Here is a 20,528-nt window from a genome sequence, read left to right as displayed (position 1 = left end):
TCACGTGACGAACGGCACAGGGAAAATCCGCAGCCCAACCCCATTCGCGACCGCACCCCGCCCGCACCCCACCCGCTCCCCACGCGTTCCCCACCCGCCGCGGTGACCACCCCCTGCGCGTCCACGGTGACGCCTGACGCGGGAATCCGGTCGGGTCCGGCGGGCTAACGCCTCGCTTAACGAGGCGAGAACAACGTCGCGGGGGCGAAGTTCAGGCCTTCACCTGAGATACGCGGTGCCGATAAACACGCACACTCACGCCCAAGCCATTGAGGCCATTGAGCTATTGGCAGCCGGGCGCGGCGCGTTTTCGAGTGCAACGCGGTGCTCGCGCCCCGCGGCGCGGCCTGGCGCGCCCACACACTCGGAGCGCCACGCAAGCCCGTGCTTGGCTTATCAACCCCGTCAGCGCTCACCCGTCTCACCGGGTTCTGGCACCTATTTCCAGGGAGTGACGCCGCATGCCAATCAATCCGCTCAGGGGCCTGTCCCCGCAAACGGCGATCGGGAGCATGATCACCCAAGATTTCAGCATTGGTGTGGAGGACTTAGCCCCGGTTGGCAAGACAATGCGGGCGCTTTATTTTCCGCCGATCGGCGATGCCCGGTCGGGGGCCGCCGCCCCGTTTACGCTATGCGTGAATGGAGTGCCGATTGTCGACAAGATGCTTGAGAGCGAGCCCGCTCTTCTCGAGCGCGATGCCGGCACCGCTCTGCTGATCCGCCTGGCCGACGCGATCGCCCGACCTCTGCTTGGAACCGGTATGCCAAAGCGTGTTGCGCAAGCGATGGCCCTGGACGCGGCGTGCATGTTGGCAAGCCGAGATGTCTTGGACGTGCCCGACAGGGTGCGCCCCGCGAATAGCCGGCCCCATGAGCAGTTCATTAATGTTGTCACCTCAGACGAGCGTGTGACGTTTGAGATGACGACGGCCTTCCGCTCAAGCGCTCCTACGACCGATGCGGCGGTCGCCGACCCGCGCGAGCCGGACCCGACGGCCAAGCCTGTCACGCTCGGCGATACGCGCAGCAATTCGTTGGATGGGGCGGCCGCGACCTCGTTCATTGATCCGAACGAGCCTGCCCGGCGCGCGCCGGAGGCGGGCGCAGGCGGCGCCACGGGGATGATGGTCGTCGACCCGAGCGAGCCGGACCCGACGGCCAAGCTTATCGAGTTCAGCGATACGCGCAGCAATTCGTCGGATGAGACGGCCGCGACCTCGTTCATTGATCCGAACGAGCCTGCCCCGCGCTCGCCAGAGGCGAGCGCAGGCGGCGCCACGGGGAAGATGGTCGTCGACGCGAGCGAGCCGGACCCGACGGCCAAGCTTACCGAGCTCAGCGATACGCGCAGCAATTCGTTGGATGAGACGGCCGCGACCTCGTTCATTGATCCGAACGAGCCTGCCCAGTGCGCGCCGGAGGCGAGCGCAGGCGGCGTCAAGGTGATGATGCTCGTGCGGCGCACGGTGTCGTTTGCGCTTGAGTACGATCGCGAGAGGCACCTCGGAAAAGTCTCAGCAGGGTGTGGCGACGTCCGGGTGCTTCTCGACAAGCGTCTGGGTGCCAAGCTCGTGCATGAGGAAACGGTGCGCCTGGGCGCGCCAGGCAACGCATGGATTCCGGAGTGGCTGGGAAAATTCCTCGAGGGCATAGCCGACTATTTTCGGGTCAAGCGCATTGCGTTTGCGTTTACTCCTGACGCACCGACGTGGGCTCCGGACGCCGCCCCCCCAGCGGCGCACATGCACTCGGCGGATCTTACGGAGTTCGCGCGCAACGCGACATGCTTTTCCGCGCACCAACGCGGCGATTGGGTGCATCAACCCACACACTACGACCTCCGCTCCGACACGGAGGTGGCGCGCAACGCGACTCTGCCAAACACGCCGTCACTGTCGGCGCTTCGGGACGGCGATGCCCAGGCGCGACTTAAGCGCTTTGAGGCGAGCGGCCTCGCCGCCGTCGGCGCACATTACCGCGGGCTGACGCAAAGCTTGGCGAAAGACCGTACCGTAACGTATCAGGGCAGCACCCTCGCGAAGCACGTTTATCCCGACGGACCTTGGCTGCTCGGGTGGGCCGGCGTTCAGGCCAAGAGGGACGTGCAAGCCGCACGCGAAGCGCGCGCTGCGCTGGAGAATCGGGTGTTCCACGCATTCATAGAGCAGGAGCGGCCGTTCGTCTGGGTGGACGGTAAGGACGCTATGCCGTATGAGGCAGACGACGTGCGCAATGCGGGCGACTACCTTGCTATGTTGCGCCGTATCAAGCATCAGACCAAGGTCGCGGAGCTGGCGCGCGAGACGTTTCACGCGGCTGAAAAGTCGTTCATTTTGTTCGGTACATCATTAGATACGCTATGGGACGCGGCCGCGCACGAGCAAGCCTTGCTCGACGACTGCGAAACCGCGCTGTTGGGCTTCGAGAGAGCACTTAAAATCCCGGCGGGCTCAACGGAGGAAGAGCGGCTCGCCCTGGTGAAATCGAAGCTGCTCGACGCGTTGCTTGAGCAGATCCGGTTGAAGGTCGGCCACACCGACGGCTTGTACGAGCGGCTCCTGCGGCTAATGCAGCACGGGCCCGACGTGACGCGCACGCTCATTGCGCACGACGGCCCGCGCTTTCCGGAGCGCGACACCGAGCAACTCACCATCCACATTGACACCCGGGCGAGTGAAAATTTTCCCGATATCAGTGTCGAGCCCGGCACGGTCGCGGTCACGATCGCGTCGGGCTGCGCGGCGCTGAAGCCGGGCGAGACGGTGGCGTTCGGTTCCCAAAAGCTCGAAGCGAGCACGGTCGACGCTTCGACAAAATTCGAGGCGTACTGGCTTGTCTCCCCCAAAGCCGGCGCGAAACTGGACCTCGTAAAGTACGACGCGACGTTCGCGTTGAGGCAGCAAGAAAAGAGCACGGCAAACGTGAGCAAGGCACAGCGCGCAGGGAGCGTTGAAAAGGCCGCCGTCTCCCAGACCACTGTGCCCTCGGAGTTGGCCGCGCCGCCGGCCGCGCTTAAGCGGCGCGATCCGCGCAGCAAGACGCTGCCGCCGCACGAGCTTGGCGTCGGCCCTCGGTTCGTCGCGGAGCTGCGCGCCGCTGCTCAGGCAAACGTCAAGACCGAAGATCAAGCGCGCGCAGACTTGGCGGCGTATGTGTACGACAGGTTTGAGCAAGGGCTCCCTGTCGTCGAGCTCAACGGCGGGGACGCATTGGCGGATGAGGCAGGCGATGACGTAACGAGAGTGCGCGATTACATTGATGCGCTCCGCGCCCTGCAGCATCAGATCCTGCGAACCAAGGAGGCGCTCGGCAAGACCGGCTGGACGTGGTTGCGCGATGTCGGGCACTTTTTTGTCGAGGCGGTGGACTCGGGAGACGACGTGGTGCGCGAGTACTTGGCTGAGAAGGTCGAGCTCGATAAATGTCAAGCCGAGTTCAACCGGTGCTTGGAAGCGCTTAACCTGCCGCTTGATTTGTCGCACAAGCAACAGAGCGCTCAGGTGAAAGAGCGCCTGCTCAACGCGCTGCTTGAGCGGATTGATCGGGAGTTGCGCATGACCGAAGGCTTGGGCGCGACCGACGGCGCGCGGGCGCAAATCAGCGCGCTGCTGCTCTACGGGGCGGGCGCGACGCACGAACTCATCTATGGCAACGACGACTCCCGCTTGCCGGATCCGTCCACCGGGCAGATTGTCTTCAACATTTTCACCAAAGAGAATGACAAATTCCCGGGCATCCGTGTCAATCCCGGTAAGGTTGTGGTCACGCTGGACTCCGCCGGTATGACACCGGCGGAGCGCGGCACGGGGAAACCCGACGGTGAAGCGTCCGGTGAGAAAGCGCGCCCGGACCCCTCGAGAAGTTTCACGGCGGACTGGCTCGTCTCCTCCACGGACGGCTTGGAACTGGCCAATGTGCACTACGACGAGCGGTTTAAACGTAGTCCGCGCAGCGAAAGTGAGGCTCAGAGCAGGGTCCATCAGGCGAGTGCGGCCGTCGCCGAGAAAAGCACGAGGGAGGAGCGCATCAAGCGGCTTAAGGATTTTGAATCGCTCGGCGGCGTGAGCGGCGACGAGGACCACCGCGCGCTGATGGCCCGGATAGAAACCGATGGATACGCAGCGCTTAACGATGACCAGGTCAGTCCGTCCACGTACGTCTATGGCCCCATGTTTGTCGAGGAGGCCGGCGCCACCGCGAAGCAAAGCGGCACCAAGGGCGTGGCACTCGGCGCCGAAGCGGCTGTGTTGGCTAAGACCCTGTGGCTGCAGTGTCTGCAGCCGGAGTCGGACGCCTTCCTCCTGTTGAACGGCAAGAACCCCTTGGCCGGCAACGACGACCGAACGAAGACGTTGCTCAAGTATGCCCAAGCCTTGGACACCCTGGCGCGAGAGCGGGCGACAAAGGGGGCGGCGAAGGGGGCGAAGCCGCCGGAATCGAAAGCCACGAAAGAGAAAGCGGAACAAGCCAAAGCCGCGGAAAAAACCCGCCTCGAGTGCGCCGCCATTTACCAGGTGCAGGGCCAGTCTCTGGACAAACAGATCGAAACGGTGAAAGCGCATCTATACGAAAAGCTGGTCGCGTACATCCGCGACGAGTTTCCGGATACAGACGTGCAACAGCGAATCGTTCAGGTGCTCTGTCATGGGCGCTATGCGATGGGTAAAGTCATTCAGGGCAATGGCGGGCCTCTGTTCGAGCCGACGCATGCACGGCCGGACCGTATCACCATCGACACCTCGCCCGACGCCCAGGCGGGCGCAGCGGATAACGTCACGATAAAGTTTCACGCGCACGACGAGCGGCAACACGGGGACGCCCCGGTCATCATCGGCAATGGGAAGCTGGATTCGCGGACGGCTGCAACGCACACGTCCCTGTCGACGTGGCGCGTCTCGAAGCAAGAAACGGAACTCGTGCACCTTGAGTCCCGCTTGCAGTGTATGGGTGGTGAGGTGTTGGATCTTCGCAACTGGCGGGAGCGGCCGGTCAACGCCCTGGATCTTAAGGCCCGGGCGGCGTTGAGCAAGCGGGGGAGGCCGATAGCCAAGGCGAAGTACGAGGCGTTGCTGCGGGGCGAGACGGTGCGCTGGGATGAGCGATGGGGGCTTGATGCGGAATTCCTTGAGCGAGGCACCAAGTATCTGCAGGTCGCAGGCCCTTTGGATGCTTTGGATGAAAAGCGGCGAACAAAATTACGGCGCACGCTAGGCAGGCAGTTGCTCCTGAGCTGCGCGCGTAATGAACCCTTTCTCCGGTTGAACGACGTCGATTTATTGGCGGGGCGCAAGAAGTACCTGGCCGCTTACCACGCCAAGCGGCAGCCAGGCCGGAATGCGACCGAGTACAACGCGGTCAAGTTTTTGGCGAAAAGCTTTGAGTTGCATAAGAAGCCGGACCTGTGGGAGTTGCCAATGAACGACCTGGTAGCGGAGGTCGAGACGCGCCTGGTCGACGAGGCGCTCGCAGCGATCAGGCAAGCATTTCCCGACAAGCGCACGTGCGAGCTTGTGATCGCGGCGGTGGTGAATGGGTCGGATGCGATGCACTGCATCATTCGAGAGGCGGGCAGCCTCGACTGGTCAGACCCGCACAGTGAGCATCGAAGCATCCGCATCTGCACCCGTCCCAACGACGACTTGGTGAAGCCGGTCCTGGGGGCGCAGCCCGAAAAGGTTGGCGTCGAGGTCCCCGAGGGCCACGTCGTGGTCGAGATCAAGGAGGCGTCCCTGCCGCTCGGCCCGACGGGCACGGTACGAGTCGGCGGCAAGGGCGCGGCCGCGGTCTTCGCCAAACAGCACCTGAAGACGGTGAAACTGATGAGTACCGTGCACATTCACATCCAAGACGATCAAATGGCAGTGGGCCACGGCCGTTTCCTTGGGAAGCTTGAGCTGACGCGCGCGAGTGCGGACAAGTTGGCCCCGCCCCTGACGTTGGAGCAGGCGAGCGCATTGGTATTTAAGAAGTGACGCCGAAGCGAAGCCAGGGGCACGTTGGGTGGTACGCGCCGGTGCATAGCATGGCTCAACAGGGGACGCCGGGCGCCCCCTGGGGCGAGCCTTTGCCCTGTGCAAGGCATGTGCCGGGTCCTGATGCCGCCCGGGACGATGCGGGCACAACGCTAATGCGGGCAATCCAACATCGCTCTGACGCGCCAATGGATCGCGCGGTGGTGCGGCGCGCCGAGGCGCGTCAGGGAGTGGGTCGGGCGGAGGTCGGCGGGTGTCTCGCGCCGGGCGTTGCGCTATCGTCGCGCCTGCAGCGCGGCGCCGCACGCCGACGAAACGCCGGTGCAGACGGTGGTTCCCGGCCAAGGAAAGACGCAGCGCACGAACGTCCGGGCGTACGCCACGACGCAGTTCGCGGCCATACGCGCGGCGGTCCATGACTTCGCCGACAGCCGTGCCGGCGAACATGCTCGCACGTTCCGTGGCCAGTGGCGTGGCAAGCCGGTATGCGACGATGACAGCGCCTACAAAGCAGGGTTCGAGCCGGGCATCACTGAAATTGGATGCATGGCGCATGCGAGACGGAAGTTCTTCGAGCTACACATCAACCGCAAGCGCCGGATTGCCGAGCAGGCGCTGAGGACCTTCGGCATGCTTTACGACGTCGGGCGCGACATCATGGAGCCGAAGCCCGAGCATAGACGCGAAGTTCGCCAGGAGCGCGCTCGTCCGACCGCCGACGCGTTACACGAGTGGCTGCTTGCCCGGCGCGGCCGGGTCTCCGAAGGATCGGCGATCGCCAAGGCGCTCGACTACCGCCGCAAGCGCCGAGAGGCGCTCACGCGTCATCTGAACGATGGGTACGTGCCCCTCGACAATAATTGGTGGGAAAACCAGATTCGTCCGTGGGCAACCGGAAGGGCGAACCGGTTGTTCGCCGGATCGCTGCGCGCCGGGAAGCGGGCCGCCGCGATCATGCGCTTGATTCGATCGGCGCAGCTCAACGACCCTGATCCCTCCGTCTGTCTGAAAGACGTGCTCAATCGCTTGCCGAGCCACCGCGCCGACGACATCGCCGCACTTCCGCCGCATTGTTGGGCACCCGTCGCCGCTTGAGTGACGGCAATGTGCCCCGGGGGGTGTCTTCACCCGGTGCTCACCGGGGTTACGCCCGGCGCGGGGATCATGTCGGGTCCGGCGGGCCGAAGCCTCGCTTAACGAGGCGAGACCGGCGTCACGGGGGCGAAGTTCAGGCGTTCACCTGAGACTCGCGTTGCCGTTAAACGCGCAGACTCACACTCAAGCCATTGAGACCATCGAGCTATTGTCGGCCGGACGCGGCGCGTTTTCGCGCGGGACGCGGTGCTCGCGCCCCGCGGCGCGGCCTGGCGCGCCCACACACCCGGAGCGCCCAGCAAGCCCGTGCTTGGTTTATCAACCCCGTCAGCGCTCACCCGTCTCACCGGGTTCCGGCACCTATTTCCACGGAGTGACGCCGTATGCCAATCAATCCGCTCAGGGGCCCGTCCCCGCAACCGGTGATCGGGAGCATGATCACCGAAGATGTCAGCATCGGCGTGGAGGACTTCGCCCCGGTGGGCAACACCATGCAGGCGCTTTATTTTCCGCCGATCGGCGATGCCCGATCGGGGGCCGCCGCCCCGATTACGCTATGCTTGGATGGCGTGCCGATTGCCGCCAAGATGCTTAAGCGTGAGCCCGGTCTTCTCGAGCGCGATGCCGGCACCGCTCTGCTGATCCGCCTGGCCGACGCGATCACCGAACCGTTGCTTAAAACCGATACGCCAAAGCGTATTGTGCAAGCGATGGCCGTGGACATCGCGTGCATGTTGGCAAACCGAGATGTCTTGGACGTGCCAGATAAGTTGCGGCCCGCGAATAGCACGCTCCATGAGCAGTTCATTAATGTTGTCACCTCAGGCGAGCGCGTGGTGTTTGAGATGAAGACGACCTTCCGCTCGAGCGATCCTACGACCGATGCGGCAGCCAAGCCTGTCAGGCGCGGCGATGCGCGCAGCAATTCGTTGGATGAGACGACCGCGACCTCGTTCATTGATCTGAACGAGCCTGCCCCGCGCGCGCCGGAGGCGAGCGCAGGCAACGCCAAGGGGAGGATGGTCGCGGACCCGAGCGAGCCGGACCCGACGGCCAAGCCTGCCAAGCTCAGCGAGGTGCGCAGCAATGCGTTGGATGAGACGGCCGAGACCTCGTTCATCGATCCGAACGAGCCTGCCCGGCGTGCACCGGACGCGAGCGCAGGCGGCGACCAGACGATGCTGGACGTCCGGCGGGCGGTGTGGATTACGTCCAAGTACGATCGCGACGCGGGCGTCGGGACGCTCACCGCAGGGTGTGACAACGTCCGGGTGCTTCTCGACAAGCGTCTGGCCACCAAGCTCGTGCATGAGCAAACGGTGCGCATGGGCGCGCCAGGTAGTGTTTGGATTCCGAAGTGGCTGGAAAAATTCCTCGAGGGCATAGCCAACTACTTTCGGCTCAAGGGCATTGCGTTTGCGTTTAGTCCTAAAGCACCGACGTCGGCCCCGGACGCCGCCCCCCAAGCGGCGCACTTGGACTCGGAGGATCTTACGAATTTCGAGCGCAACACCACGTGCTTTTCCGCGCACCCGCGCGGCGATGGGGTGCGTGAACCCACACGGTACCACCTCTTCTCCGAGAGGCAGGTGGCGCGCAACAATAAATTGTCAAACACGCCGTCACTGTCGGCGCTTCGGGACGACGATGCCCAGGCGCGACTTAAGCGCTTTGAGGCGAGGGGCGTCATCGCCGCCGGCGCGCATTACCGCGAGCTGACGCAAAGCTTGGCGAAAGACCGTACCGTAACGTATGAGGGCAGGGCCCTCGACGAGAACACTTATCGCGACGCGTCGCTGCTCTTCTCGGCGGCCGTCGTCGAGGCGACGAGAAAACAGGCGGCCGCACTCAAAGCGCGCGTTGTGCTGGAGGAGCGCCTGTGTGACGCGCTCAAGAAGAAGCAACCTTTCGTCCTGCTGGACGGTGAGGATGCCATGCCGTATGGGTCGGAGGTCGTGCGCAATGCGCTCAATTTCCTGGATGCGCTGCGCCGTGTCGAGGAACAGACTGAGGTCGCGTTCGAGGCGCGCGAGGCGCTCCAAAAGCCTGCGCCGTTTTTCGGTGGTTTCGGTACACAGAGACGGCGTAGAGAGAACTCTGAGGCTGCGGACGCCTTGCTCGCCGACTGCGAAAGCGCGCTGTTGGCGTGCGCGACAGCGCTTGAGCTCAAGGAGGGCTTGTCGCGGGAAGAGCAGCTCGCCTCGGTGAAAGCGAAGCTGCTCGACGCGTTGCTTGCGCAGATCGAGTTGAAGGTCGGCCACACCCCCGGCTTGTACGAGCGGCTCCTGCGGCTAATGAAGCACGGACCCGACGTGACGCGCACGCTCATTGCGCACGACGGCCCGCGCTTTCCGGAGCGCGACACCGAGCAACTCACGCTCCACATTTGCACCCGGGCGAGTGAGAATTTTCCCGATATCAGTGTCGAGCCCGGCACGGTCGCGGTCACGATCGCCTCGGGCTGTGCGGCGCTCAAGCCGGACGATACGGTGGCGTTCGGTCCTGAAAAGCTCGAGGCGAACACGGTCGACGCTTCGACAAAATTCGAGGCGTACTGGCTTGTCTCCCCCAAAGCCGGCGCGAAACTGGACCTCGTAAAGTACGACGCGAAGTTCGCGCTGAGGCCGCAAAAAAAGAGTAAGGCAAACGTGAGCACGGCAAACGTGAGCACGGCACAGCGCGCAGTGGGCGTTGAAAACGCGGCCGTCTCCCGGACCACCGTGCCCTCGGAGTTGGCCGCGCCGCCGGCCGCGCTTAAGCGGCGCGATCCGCGCAGCAAGACGCTGCCGCCGCACGAGCTTGGCGTCGGCCCTCGGTTCGTCGCGGAGCTGCGCGCCGCTGCTCAGGCAAACGTCAAGACCGAAGATCAAGCGCGCGCAGACTTGGCGGCGTATGTGTACGACAGGTTCGAGCAAGGGCTCCCTGTCGTCGAGCTCAACGGCGGGGACGCATTGGCGGATGCGGCAGGCGATGACGCACTGAAGGTGCGCGCATACATTGATGCGCTCCGCGCCCTGCAGCATCAGACCCTGCGAACCGAGGAGGCGCTCGGCAAGACCGACTGGGCGGGGTGGCGCAATGTCTTCAGTGTGATCCCGGGGGTGGACTCGGGAGACGACGTGGTGCGCGCGTACCAGGCCGAGAAGGCTGCGCTCGACACATGTCAAGCCAAGGTCAAGGCGTGTTTGCGTGCGCTTGACATCGCACAGGACGTGTCGCCCGCCCAACAGAGCGCGCGGGTGAAAGAGCGCCTGCTCGATGTGCTGTTTGGTCGGATTCGTCATACGCTGAGCGCGGCCGCCGTCGGCTTCGGCGCGACCGACGCCGCGTGGGAGCAAGTCAGCGCGCTGCTGCTTTACGGGGCGGACGCGACGCACGAACTCATTGATAGCAACGACCACGCCCGCTTGCCGGAGCGGGACACCGCGCAGCTTGTCTTCAAAATTTTCACCACGGAGAGTGACAAATTCCCGGGTATCCGTGTCAATGCCGGTGAGGTTGCGCTCACGATGGACTCCGCCGGCACGACACCGGGTGAGCGCGCAACGGTGAAGCCCGGCGGTAAAGCGTCCGATGCGAAAGCGCGTCCGGACCCCTCGAGAAGTTTCGAGGCGGACTGGCGCGTCACCTCCGAGGGCTTGCAACTGGACAATGTGCACTACAACGAGCGGTTTAAACGTAGGCCCCAGAGCGTCAGTGAGGCACAGAGCAGGGTCTGTCGGACGAACGCGGCCGCCTCCAATATCCTCAAGAGGTCGGAGCGCGACGCGCTGCTTAAAGCGTTTGAACGGGGCGGCGGCGAGCGCGGCGACGAGAATCGCGGCGCTCTGGTGGAACGGATAAAAACCGATGGATACGCCGCGCTTAAGGAGGACGAGGTGGCTTCGTTCGTGTATCCCTTTGGTGCCATGTTTGTCGAGCAGGCCCGCGACACCGAGAAGCGCACCGGCACCACGGGCCTGGCCCTCGGCGCCGAAGCGGCTGTGTTGGCTGATACCGTGTGGGAGCGGTGTCTGCGGCCCGAGCCGGACGCCTTCATCCTGTTGAACGGCGAGAACCCCTTGGCCGGCAACGACAATCAAACAAGGACGTTGCGCCAGTATGCCCGCGCCTTGGACACCCTGGCGCGAGTGCAGGCGACGAAGGGGGAAACAAAGGGGCCGGAGCCGCAGGAATCGAACGCCACGCAAGAGAACGCAGAACCAACCAAAGCCACGGAAGAGAACGCAGAACAAGTCGAAGCCGCGCGACAAACCGTCGACCATTGCGCCGACATTTACCAGATGCGGGGCCAACCTCTGGACGCACAGATCGAGACGGTGAAAGCGCATCTGTACGAAAAGCTGGCCGCGTATATTCGCCGCGCGTTTCCCGATGAAGACGTGCAACAGCGCATCGTCGAGGTGCTCTGTCACGGGCGGTATGCGGCGGGTAAAGTGATTCAGGGCAATGGCGGGCCCCGGTTCGGGGCGACGCATGCACGGCCGGACCGTATCACCATCGACACCTCGCCCGACGCCCAGGCGGGCGCAGCGGCTCACGCCACGATCAAGTTTTACTCGCAAGACGAGCGGCAGCCCGGGGACGCCCCGGTCCTTATCGGCAATGGGGAGCTGGATGCGCAGACGGTGGCAACACACACGTCCCTGGCGGCTTGGCGCGTCTCGAAGCAAGAAACGGAACTCACGCATCTTGAGTCCCACATGCACTGTGCGGGGCCTGCGATGTTGTCTTTTCGAGACTGGCCGCCGCTGCCGAACAAAGACGTGGATCGTGACGAGCTCTGGCGGGCCAAGTCAACAAACGGCCTGGATTATGAGGCCCGGGAGGCGCTGCGCGATAAGGGGAACCCGACGGCCCACGCGAAGTATGAGGCGTTGCTGCAGGACCAGGAGGTGAGCTGGGAGGAGTATCTCGGCGTTGATGCAGACGGCCTTCGCTTGGGCACCCTGTTTCTAAAGGTCGCAGGCACCATGGATACTTCGGAGAAGGAGCGGCGAACGCAATCACTGCGCGCGCTGGGCAGGCAGTTGCTCCTGGGCTGCATGCGTAATCAACCGTTCCTCCGGGTGAACGACGTCGACATACTGGCTGAGCGCAAGAAGTGCCTGTCCAAACACTACGCGCAGGTGCCGCGAGACCGGAATACGATCGACGATCACGCGACCTACGAATTGGCGAAAAGCTTTAGGTCGAAGGATAAGAAGCCGTCACTGACGGATTTGCCAATGACCCAGATGACCGTGGAGGTTCAGAGGCTCCTGGTCATCGAGGTGATGAACGCGCTCGAGCAAGCATTTCCTGACGAGCGCACGCGCGAGCTTGTGATCGCGGCGGTTGTGAATGGAGCCGATGCGATGCACCGCGTCGTTCGAGAGAAGGGCGGCCTCGACTGGTCCGACCCGGACCGCGAGCAACGAAGCATCCTCATCTGCACCCGTCCCAACGACGAGTTGACCGTGCCGGTCCAAAAGGCAATGCCCTCAAAGGTGATGGTCCCCGAAGACCACGTCGTGCTCCGGGTCCAAGGGGTGTGCCTGCCGCTCGGCCCGAAGGGCACGGTACGATTCGGCGACGAGGCCGCGGCCGCGGTCTTCTCCCTACGGCACCTGAGTCACGCGAGTGTGCAGGGCGTCGCGCACATTCGCATCCAGGGCGGTCAGATGGTAATGGAGCACTGCGGTTTCGAGGGGGAGCTTGCGCTGACGAGCGAGAGTGCCAAGGCGCTGAACCCGGGTTCAACTGTGAAGAAGGCGAGCCACTCAAGCGCGGGACGCAGGCGTTAACGAAGTGACGCCGAAGCGAAGCCCGGGGGCACGCGGGTGGATACGCGGCCCGTGCGCAGCATGGCTTAGCCGGGGACGCCGGGCGTCCCTTGGGGGCGAGCCCATGCCCTTTGCAACGCCGGGGCCGGGTCTTCATGCCGCCCGGGACGATGCGGGCACAACGCTAAAGCCGGCAATCCAACATCGGTCTGACGCGCCAATGGATCGCGCGGCGGTGCGGCGCGCCGAGGCGCGTCAGGGAGGGGGGCGGGAGGAGGTCGGTGGGTGTTTCGGGCCGGGCGTTGCGCTATCGTCGCGCTTGCCGCGCGGCGCGGTTCGCCCCGGCGCGCGGCAGCGGTATCGCGTCGCGCGCATCGCAGAACATCAACGGTGATCGCTCGGACTAAATCTGACCTAAATCCGACGGTCGTCGGTTTCTCCCGCGTCGGGTCGCGATCGGCCTCATGTCCGGGCGGCGCGCAACCAAGGTCTGCCCCCGTCCGAGCCCTTTCGACAAGAGCGACGCGGCCTGGCCGCACACGCCGGCCGACGCGAGCGGTTCGGCCCGCGCCGCAGCCGTGTCCGACGTACCCGCCCACGGAATAGACGGGTGGAGTCTCGATAATCAGCCCCTGCTGACAAATCCGCGCTCACGCTCTGCCAGCGTCTGGGCTTCTTCGGCGTGCTCATTCAGCCCGGCCTTCATAAAGGCGCCGACGGCTTCCGTGTACCGACCCGCATTCATGAGGGCGTGTGCGAGCATCGCGTAGGCGCCTTCGGCCTCCTGGGGTAGGCCCGCCCGCAGGTAGGCGTGAGCGGCCTTGTCATGCTCACCGACCTGCGCGTAGGCTTGTGCTGCACGGAGCCACATCCGCAGCTCCGTGAAAATTTCCGCGGCCTCCCAATAGGCGCGTGCAGCCAGATCAAGCCTTGCTGGCGTGTAGTATTTTGCGGCCAACCGATAGGCGAAAGCGGCCATCTCTTTATAGCGCGCCGGCGCGTCGGTTTTTGCGGCCTCCAGGTAGGCGCGTGCGGCCTTCCAGTAGGCTTTTGCGGCAAGTTCGCGCTGTGCAATCTGCGCAAAGGCTTCCGCGGCCTCCTCATAGGCTTCGGCAGCCAGATCGTACCGCTGAGCCGCCGTATAGGCTTTCGCGGCCTGCTTGTAAGCTTCTGCGATCTGCGCGTATGGCGGCGGATCACTCGTGTGTCTGAGGGCGTTGGCGATCCGCCCATAAGCGTCTCCGGCCAGCTTATGCAACGTAGCCGCCGTATAGGCTTTCACGGCCTGTTCGAGGGCTTTTACGGCCTGCTTGTGGAATTCCGCGGCCGCCTTGCGAGGTTGCCGTTCAGCCGTGAGCGTGAGGGCGTCCGCGAGCATCGCATAAGCGTCTGCGGCCGGCGTCTGCTGATCGAGCGTCGTATAAAGTTCTGCCGCCTGGCTGAAGTTGACGATCGCCAGATCATACTGTCCGTCCTCGCTGAAGGCGAGTGCGGCCTCCCAGAAGGCTTTTGCCGCCGTCTCGCAGGCGATTTTGGCCTGCGCGCGCCGGCGAACGTCCTGGTAAGCTTTCGCGTCGGCCTGGGCGGCTGCCGCGACCTTCGCGTAGGCCACCCCGGCCTGCCCGTAAGCGTGTTTGGCGAGATCGCGCCGATGCCCCTTCACATAGGCGGTCGCGGCATCACGACAGGCGTGTGCCGCCAGATCGTGCCGCCCCTCTTGGGTGTGGCTTTGCGCGACCTTCAAGTAGGCGTCCCCGGCCTGCTTGTAGGCTTGTTCCGCTTTAAGGGCGTGGCCACCCGTCACGTAAGCTTGCGCGGCACTCATGAGGATTTGTGCCGCCAGGTCGTGCCGCCCCTCTTGCGTGTAGGCTTGCGCGACCTTCAGATAGGCGTCCCCGGCCTGCTTGTAAGCTTGTGCGGCCAGTTCGCTCTGATCAACACCGGCGTCCTCATAGGCTTTGGCGGCCGCGTCGAAGGCTTGTGCGGCCTGCCGGTAGGCGGTGATGGCGCGCTGGGCCTCACCGCGATAGTGGTACACCTCCCCTTGTGCGAAGGCCACCTGCGCGGCCATGGAACACCGGTCTTGAGCGGCAAGGAAGATTGAAAACTCGTTAAGGCCGGTGCCGTATTCCGTGGTTTGTAGCAGGTCGGCTTTCGCCGTCTCCGTGAGACATTCCCTCAGCATCATCACGACCCTTTCGCGGCTTATCTGAGTGTCTTCACGGCTTATCGGACTACCGTGCTGCGGGCGTAGCTTAAAATTCTCATGAATAAAGTCCGTCAGATGCTTCACCGCGTCTTCGCCCTGTGCGTCGGCATGCTTGTAAAGCGCCAAGATGCCGAAGGCGAGCAAACTCGCGGCTTTACTTTTGCCATGAAGCGCACGGTCGAAGAAGCGATCCACCCGTCCCATTTGGGTGATATCGCGAAGGGCAGCCTGAATCGATGCCGGACGACTGAAGTCAACGGCGTTTAGCGCCCCTTCGGTGTACCGGCGACGTGGCTCAGACACGCAGGGGAGCCATTGGGCGTAGCGGCGAAATAAGCGAGCGGGACTGTCAACCATGAGATAGCTCCTTAAGCCGGCATTGGGGGACGCCGTCCTGGTCTCATCTCCCCGGCCCCCCATTTAGGCGAGAATACTCGCCAAGAAGACGTGTCTGATGACCCAACCACGTTGTTCGTTTTCCCCCAGTGCACACGCACTGCACCGCCCCGGCAATCGTGGACGCCGGTGCGTTTAAGCGAGCCGTCGCCATAGGGGCAGGCAGGTCGACGCCACGGTCCCGGGCACCGGGAACCCCGTCGGTGAAGCGCGTGGCCACGCCGCCGAGCAAGCCCTTCTCGGTCGGCAGCGCCAAGGTCCTGAAGCGGTTGCACTGCCCGTTGGGGCTTAGGTGGCAGTGCGTGCTCGGGTACGTCGCCCATTCGCGGAGCTTGCGAGATCGGAAGACGCCGATGGCCGAGCGACGCGTGGTGGCGGGCCACGCGACGATCTGTCGCCGGTGACCCGGGCCGATGACAGAGGACGCAGGGTGCAGCGTTGCCGTTGTGCCCGCCTCGTCGTGCGCGGCCTCGAGCCCAACCCCATGATTCGCGCGCGCCAACGGCTGGCTCCCAAGGGCCGCCCGGCGTGCCCGGCCAAGCCATGTCGGGGACAGGTCGCGTCATAACCGACGGGCCCCGGGCCTCGCTTGGGCGCCACGTCGTTATCGCCACCGAACCGGGTAACGGGGAGGCTGAGCCGCGCTCGGGCACGCGCGGCATGGACCGCGAAAGAAACTCGAAAGAGCCTCGAAAGAACCTCGAACACACGGCCCGCACGACGCGCCTCAACCCGTGAAAAGAAAGGCCATCTTGTCGCCGGAGAGGAGCACCGTTGCCTCGTAGCGGCTATAGGGTGAGTTGTGGTTCGTCGCCTCGAACTTAAGGTCGACCAGCCAAGCGTTGGGACCCATCTCCCGCACCGACAGGTAGGGCGCAAAGATGCGGTCGTCGATAGTCGGCGGGGGCGAGCCGGTGCCGCCCTCGAAGGGCAACAAACCGGTCTCGCTCAAGTGCTGCACGCCGTCCTCCACCTGCTGTCGACGCTGCTCGTCGAGGGGTTCTCGGAGGGCGCAGAACGTCTCGTACCGGCCCAACGTGTGCAGCATCTCGGCGTAGCAAGTCTTCATATGAGGGGGCTGGCCCCCGAGAAGCTCGAATTCAATCGTGGGCGGTAGGAACGGCTGCGACCGGAGCTTGAGCGCTTCCGGCAGCCCTTCATGAGCCAGCGCTTCCGTCAGAGCCGGATCGTCTTTCGCGCGCGCCCGCCATGCGTCGGGCCGCACGGGCTGCGTGGGCTCCGTGCCGAAGATGGTCGTCGTCAGCGTGTCGAGGCGGCTTGGGACCGGTGCTTCAAATGCCCACACCTTCTTGTCCGGGCCGGTGATACGGACGGCCACTTGCCCGTCCGGGCGCCTCTCGAATGCGAAATTCTGCTTGTAGGCAGGGGTCGCCAAGCGCTCGAGTGCCGCCGCGCTCTCCAGCCTGACGAGGGGATCGTTCTCCTCATTCGCGATCATGACCGCGAGTCGCACGGCCTTCACCTTGTCGGTGCCGCAGACCCAGTCGCCGATGATCGACAGCGTGCTCGTGAGGGACGCGATCGTTTTTGCGTCGTTGTTTCGGATCGCAGCGTAATCCTTCGCCGTGATGTGGCGCTCGAAGGGAAGTAACGGGCGGTTGCTACGTAGGGTGGCGAAGTGCGGTCCATCGGCCATGGCGGGGACTCCTGGTTATCCAAACAAAGGTGACGGGTGACACCGCGCGCAATCACCGCGCATCTCGCCCGATGACGACATGGCGCCGTTTGCGTCGCGCAAGCGCGGCGCGCTTTGTGCGGCGCATACCGGGGCCGCCCTCGGGCGGCGCGTTCACGCGCGCTCCGCCTGAAAAAAAGCGGCTTCACTGTGCACGGCGAGGCCGCGCCGAATCGCTTGCGCTCAAGGTCTTGCGTTCATTGTGGCGGTTCTCGCCCGGGCCGACGTCCGGTAAACACCTGAATCTCGGTGTCCGACACGGCGCGTGCCGCGGGTGTCCCCGCCCGAACCGCACGGCGTGCGTCCCCGCGACGCGCGGGGCAATGGCACACGCGCGCGGCGCGGCAAGGAACACGCGTGGGCGCGAACGGCGAAACCCCACCGGGCGCAGATCATCGCGCACAGTCGCGCACAGTCGCGCGAGCGGGCCCGTGGTCTCCATCGGGCGAAGGCGGCGCGCGTGGTGTGGCGCCCCCTCGATCGGGAACGCATCGCAAACGCCTGGCGCAATCGCCGCCCGGGCGTCGCTGACGCGCGATGGTCTGTCTGTCGCCACGGGGCGGGGAGCACGGCCGTCTGAGCGGGGACGCGCTGTGGGGTAGCGTCCGAGGCCGTCCCCGATTCGGTGCCTGTGCATGCGTCGACCCCGGCCGTTCAACGGCTTGGCGGGACCAGGCGGGTGGGGCGCCGTCAGTGGACAGCCGTCAGTAGACAGCCGTCAGTGGGCAGCCGTCACTGAGCAGCCGCGGCCACGCCTGCGATGACGCCGTGGCTGAAACGAACCACGGCGTGTCCACGGCGGAAGGGATCCGTCCCATTGGCCCGGGGCGTCATCGGCGGGCCGGTCGAACGGGCAACCTTGGAATGGGGGGACTGGGCCAACGATCGTCGGCTGAGGGGGCAACTTGCCGCGATGCGGCGACGCCCCTGCATGCGTTCGTCGGAGCGCGAAAAGCCGGAGAGGGCATTGGCGTCACGTTGGCGCATGCACGCCATGCAGCAAAGCGCACCGCGAGCGGCCGACGATAAGCGCCTGCGCGCCGCGCATGGCGTTGGCGTTGGCGTGCGAAGTGCTGTCGGCTTGGCCCGACGCGTGACCGGCAGGCCAGCGTGCGCGCAAGCTCGCGAATCGGGGCAATCATGACGTTCGCGCCCTCGTGAATTGAGCGCTGCGCCAACGGAGGGCGTGCATGTTCGGAGTCCGGCGGATTGTGCTCACGTTCGCCGAACGACGTAATCAGCGACATCGGCGAAATCAGGGTTGCAAAATCTGTCCAAAAACCGCATTCTTGAGGCCCTTTAAAAAGCGCATTTCGGCGGCATGATGAGAGGACGCATGATGCCAATCATCCGCGGCTCCCTCACGCCGCTCCGAGAGACGCAGTCACACGCCGCAATCGATCATGAGAGTGAGCCGCCCTTGGCTGCCCACGGGAGCTTTGGACCGGGCACTAAATCATCAAGTCTCATTTAACGAATTAAGCCACGCCGGCGTTTGTGAGGGAATAGACCGCCATTTTTTTTCCTCGCTCGGCGCTACGGCCGCCCCGATCCGGCTGCGCGTGAATGAGGTGTGGACGGACGCGGCGCACGGCGCCGGCGCGCTTAACACGCCGCCTCGCACCGGCAGCGAACTTCTTGAGCAGGTCACCGCGACCATCAGCGCGGCCTTCGTGGACGCGGGCGTGCCGGGAAACATCGCCCACGTACAGGCTTTTGTGATCGCGAGCCAGTTGGCATGCGAGGAGTTCTTGAATGTGGACCGCCTATTGAGCGTCCCCAATGTCGAGCAAATTGTGTATCAGCAAGTGCTTGACGTCAGCGTCCGGGGCACCGAGGTTTGCTTTCACAAGACCACGACCTACAAGGCCAAGGGCGGTGAGACCCTGACGCAGGTCGTGGACCTGGGGACGAAGATATGGACCGAGCGCAGTTACCTGGGTTATGGCGATACGTGGCGGCTCCACGCCCAGGTGACCAATGCGGCGGTGCGTCTGAGCGGCGCACTTGAGCGCGACGTTCTGCTCGGCTCCGACGAGAGGGTCACCTCCGCGGCTCGGCATTTCAAGGTGCCGAGGGCGCCGAATGGTTTCTGGGGATGTCTGACACAGGTATTTTCGCGGCTCGCCGGCCTGCTTGGCAAGCGGGGCATTGAGGTGGTCGTGGGCAATGCGGAAAATCTCGCCGATGTGAAAGCCGTGACGCGCCCGGGGCAGCTCGAACTGACGTACTTGGATGAGGATTTCGATCGATCGGCCTTACTCGTGTGCGCAGCGCAAGACTACGGCTGGTGGAACAACGGCGTGGCGGAATATCGAAGCGTTGACGATCAGGTCATGCGCGGCGATTATCTCCTCGATGACGAGTTACAATTTAAAGCCTATATAGCGAACGGGAACGCGAAAGCCGATCGGCATGCGAGCCTTTTGCTAGCGGCGAAAAAACTGACCGTGGGGGATGATCTTCGTGGCGGGGGTCGCTTTGCGCTTGCGTCGCATACCAATCGCTATGCCGGCGAGTACCTCACGCGGGCGGCTCTCGCTGCCGAAGCGCAGGCGACGCTGTTAAAAGACCTCGAGGACGCGCTCGGGGGCGATCTGTTTCGGTACAGCATGACGAACCATGATTTCATCACGCTGGGCGCCGAGAACATCCTGGCGCGACATGACGCGGCGTTGCTCGAGTATGCCCAGTTGTTATGCCGCCTGGAGCGGGCGCAAACGGCCGAGGGATTGGCGCCGGCGGCCGAGCTGCCGGAACTAAGGCGGCGCGTTGACGCGTTGGCGCGTGCGCACGACCTATCGGGGCTGAGTGAGCCCGAGCAGATAATGCAGGTGAAAAAACGCTTGGTCAAGGCGGTCATCAAGCGGATTGAGGAGGCGTTTCGGGATGATCCGGGGGGGGCCTTTCAAGTGCTCACAACGCTCGCCTACGCAGAGAAAGCATCGCAGCACGTCGTCATTCAGGGCGACGGCGGTCCTCAGTTTTTGAACGGACACGATGAGACGCGCCAAATCTCCATCTTCATCAGAAACCCCGCACGGCCGAATGTTGCAGGTCAAGCTTTTATCAAGTTTTGCTCGTCGGTCAATACGCTCGGTGAGCGCGGCGAAATTCGATTCGGCCGCAGCACCTTAGCAAAGGACCGGTTTCATGAAGCGAAGATGGCCTCCGTTTCGTTTTGGCGCGTGGAGGATAACGAGGAGCCCACCTTGGTCAATGCCTGGTACTACGCAACCTTCGAGCTTAACGTTCCGGTAACGCCACCGCTTGACCCGTCGCCGGTGTGACGCGGTATGCCATCGCGCCGACGGTCGCCATTGTCACGCCCCCGCGGCCAGGCGAGGTGTCCGAGAACGAAATAACGATGCTGCGCACATCCTGCGCGTGCG

At 64.2% G+C, this 20,528-nt stretch carries 5 protein-coding genes and 1 pseudogene; 4 read left to right on the top strand and 2 right to left on the bottom strand.

All coding sequences use genetic code 11. The features are described from left to right. The first annotated feature begins 461 nt into the window (after positions 1-461). The 3 genes and pseudogenes from MB84_RS26630 to MB84_RS26620 all read left to right on the top strand — a co-directional run bounded on the left by MB84_RS26630 (position 462) and on the right by MB84_RS26620 (position 12,856). Positions 462-5,975, top strand: coding sequence for a hypothetical protein (locus MB84_RS26630; RefSeq protein ID WP_052653913.1), 5,514 nt, complete (start codon positions 462-464; stop codon positions 5,973-5,975). Positions 5,976-6,137: 162 nt separating this feature from the next. After that, positions 6,138-7,070, top strand: a pseudogene (tnpC, locus tag MB84_RS26625) (IS66 family transposase); the annotation flags it as partial. Between the two features lie 434 nt (positions 7,071-7,504). After that, positions 7,505-12,856: a hypothetical protein gene (locus tag MB84_RS26620; RefSeq protein ID WP_052653910.1), complete on the top strand. Its 5,352-nt coding sequence runs from the start codon at positions 7,505-7,507 to the stop codon at positions 12,854-12,856. Positions 12,857-13,460: 604 nt separating this feature from the next. Here the strand turns inward: MB84_RS26620 and MB84_RS26615 are convergent. Together MB84_RS26615 and MB84_RS26610 are read right to left on the bottom strand one after the other, a co-directional pair. Beyond that, positions 13,461-15,401, bottom strand: a complete 1,941-nt coding sequence (locus MB84_RS26615) for a soluble NSF attachment family protein (RefSeq protein ID WP_169835087.1) — start codon at positions 15,399-15,401, stop codon at positions 13,461-13,463. A gap of 766 nt (positions 15,402-16,167) precedes the next feature. Further along, positions 16,168-17,097 (bottom strand): hypothetical protein, encoded by a 930-nt coding sequence (locus MB84_RS26610; protein WP_052653904.1) that lies wholly within the window; start codon positions 17,095-17,097, stop codon positions 16,168-16,170. A gap of 1,448 nt (positions 17,098-18,545) precedes the next feature. Here MB84_RS26610 and MB84_RS26600 point away from each other — a divergent pair. Beyond that, complete coding sequence (locus MB84_RS26600) at positions 18,546-20,426, top strand: hypothetical protein (RefSeq protein ID WP_157123057.1); 1,881 nt, start codon at positions 18,546-18,548, stop codon at positions 20,424-20,426. Positions 20,427-20,528: the final 102 nt, after the last annotated feature.

This window comes from Pandoraea oxalativorans, from assembly GCF_000972785.3.
GTDB lineage: Bacteria > Pseudomonadota > Gammaproteobacteria > Burkholderiales > Burkholderiaceae > Pandoraea > Pandoraea oxalativorans.
The sequence above is the reverse complement of the archived record's forward strand: the minus strand, read 5'-3'. Positions and strand labels throughout refer to the sequence as shown.

What these genes read in the sequence shown, in the direction of transcription:
- MB84_RS26630 (WP_052653913.1), top strand. Translation starts at nt 462, where the DNA reads ATGCCAATCAATCCGCTCAGGGGCCTGTCCCCGCAAACGGCGATCGGG.
- MB84_RS26620 (WP_052653910.1), top strand. Translation starts at nt 7,505, where the DNA reads ATGATCACCGAAGATGTCAGCATCGGCGTGGAGGACTTCGCCCCGGTG.
- MB84_RS26615 (WP_169835087.1), bottom strand. Translation starts at nt 15,401, where the DNA reads ATGGTTGACAGTCCCGCTCGCTTATTTCGCCGCTACGCCCAATGGCTC.
- MB84_RS26610 (WP_052653904.1), bottom strand. Translation starts at nt 17,097, where the DNA reads ATGGCCGATGGACCGCACTTCGCCACCCTACGTAGCAACCGCCCGTTA.